Here is a 1,710-nt window from a genome sequence, read left to right as displayed (position 1 = left end):
CTCGCCCGGCGCATCGAGCCCGCGGTCGGCTGGGACGACCTCGTGCTGCCGCCCGACGTGCTCGGCTCGCTGCAGGAGGTCGCGACGCGCGCGCGGTTCCGCGAGCAGGTGCTCGGCGACTGGCGCATGCGTCCCGGCGGCGGGCGCGGGCACGGCGTCGCGGCGCTGTTCGCGGGCGACTCCGGCACGGGCAAGACGATGTCCGCCGAGGTCGTCGCGCACGAGCTCGGGCTCGACCTGTACGTCGTCGACCTCGCGACCGTCGTCGACAAGTACATCGGCGAGACCGAGAAGAACCTCGAACGGATCTTCGCCGGCGCCGCCGGGGTCAACGCCGTGCTGCTGTTCGACGAGGCCGACGCCGTGTTCGGGCGGCGCAGCGAGGTCAAGGACGCGCACGACCGGTACGCCAACATCGAGTCCGCGTACCTGCTGCAGCGCATGGAGACGTTCGACGGGCTCGCGATCCTCGCGACCAACCTGCGCGCGAACATCGACGACGCGTTCATCCGCCGCCTCGACGTCGTCGTCGACTTCCCCGTCCCCGACGCCGGGCAGCGCGTCGCCCTGTGGGACCGCAGCCTCGGGGCCCGGGTGCCGCGCGACCCCGACGTCGACCTCACGTTCTGCGCTGACGCGTTCGAGCTCGCGGGCGGCGCGATCCGGTCCGCCGCCGTGACCGCCGCGTACCTCGCCGCGCAGGACGGCGGGACCGTCGCGATGCGTCACGTCGTCGCGGCCGTCTACCGCGAGTACCGCAAGCTCGGGCGCCTCACCCTGCCCAGCGAGTTCGGCCACTACTGGAGCCTGCTCGCCTGACGCCCTCCACGGCGATATCGAAAGCCGCCCGGAAGACGCCTCCCACCGGCACGCGCGGGCATTTCTCGGATCGATTCGTCGGGATGTGCGCGCTCACATCGTCGCAGGTCAGCGCGCGCGATTTCGATAGCAAAACGCGTCGTGGAAAAGCAAGGACGGAATCGATTCGGCGGGTTGACCGCATTCCGTCGACACCCGGAAGGTCCCTCGTGTTCACCCGGAGTCCACCGCCCGTCCGTGGTGGTGGACGACGACATCCGCAGGGGGCCCGCCTTGACCCAGCTCACGCACATCCTCACGGACCTCGTCGCCGTGACGCTCCTCGCCGCGCTCTACTTCCACCGGCACCGCCGGCGCGACCTCGTCGCGGCGTTCGTCGGCGTCAACGTCGGCGTCCTCGCCGTCGCGTCCACCATGGCCACGTCCGGCGTCGCGGCCGGGCTCGGGCTCGGGCTGTTCGGCGTGCTGTCGATCATCCGGCTCCGCTCGACCGAGATCGACCAGGGCGAGGTCGCCTACTACTTCTCGGCGCTCGCGCTCGGCATCCTCGGCGCGCTGCCGCTCACGACGTGGTGGCAGACGCCCGCGCTCATGGCGCTGATCCTCGTCGCGATCCTCGTCGGCGACCACCCGCGCCTGCTGCGGCGGCACCACCGGCAGGAGATCGTCCTCGACGGCGCCGTCACCGACCCCGTCGCGCTCGTCGCCCGCGTCGAGCAGCTCCTCGGGGCACGCGTGCACAGCGTCTCCGTCCAGCGCGTCGACCTCGTCAACGACACCACCTGGGTCGACGTCCGGTACGAGACCGCGCCGCCCCCGCGGCCCGGCGCACCCGCACGGAACCGCCGGCACGCCGCCGGCCGGGTCGGGGCCACGCACGTGCCCGGCGAG

Annotated in this window: 2 protein-coding genes; both read left to right on the top strand. The window is 72.5% G+C overall.

What is annotated here, in order from left to right:
- Window positions 1–819 (top strand): ATP-binding protein (locus HGA02_RS18570; RefSeq protein ID WP_168680799.1); only part of this gene is annotated, 819 nt, incomplete at its 5' end.
- A 273-nt stretch (window positions 820–1,092) separates the two neighbouring features.
- Window positions 1,093–1,710: DUF4956 domain-containing protein (locus HGA02_RS18565; RefSeq protein ID WP_168680797.1), on the top strand; the 618-nt coding region annotated here is incomplete at its 3' end.

This window comes from Cellulomonas septica, from assembly GCF_012396155.1.
Taxonomy (GTDB): domain Bacteria; phylum Actinomycetota; class Actinomycetes; order Actinomycetales; family Cellulomonadaceae; genus Cellulomonas; species Cellulomonas septica.
The sequence above is the reverse complement of the archived record's forward strand: the minus strand, read 5'-3'. Positions and strand labels throughout refer to the sequence as shown.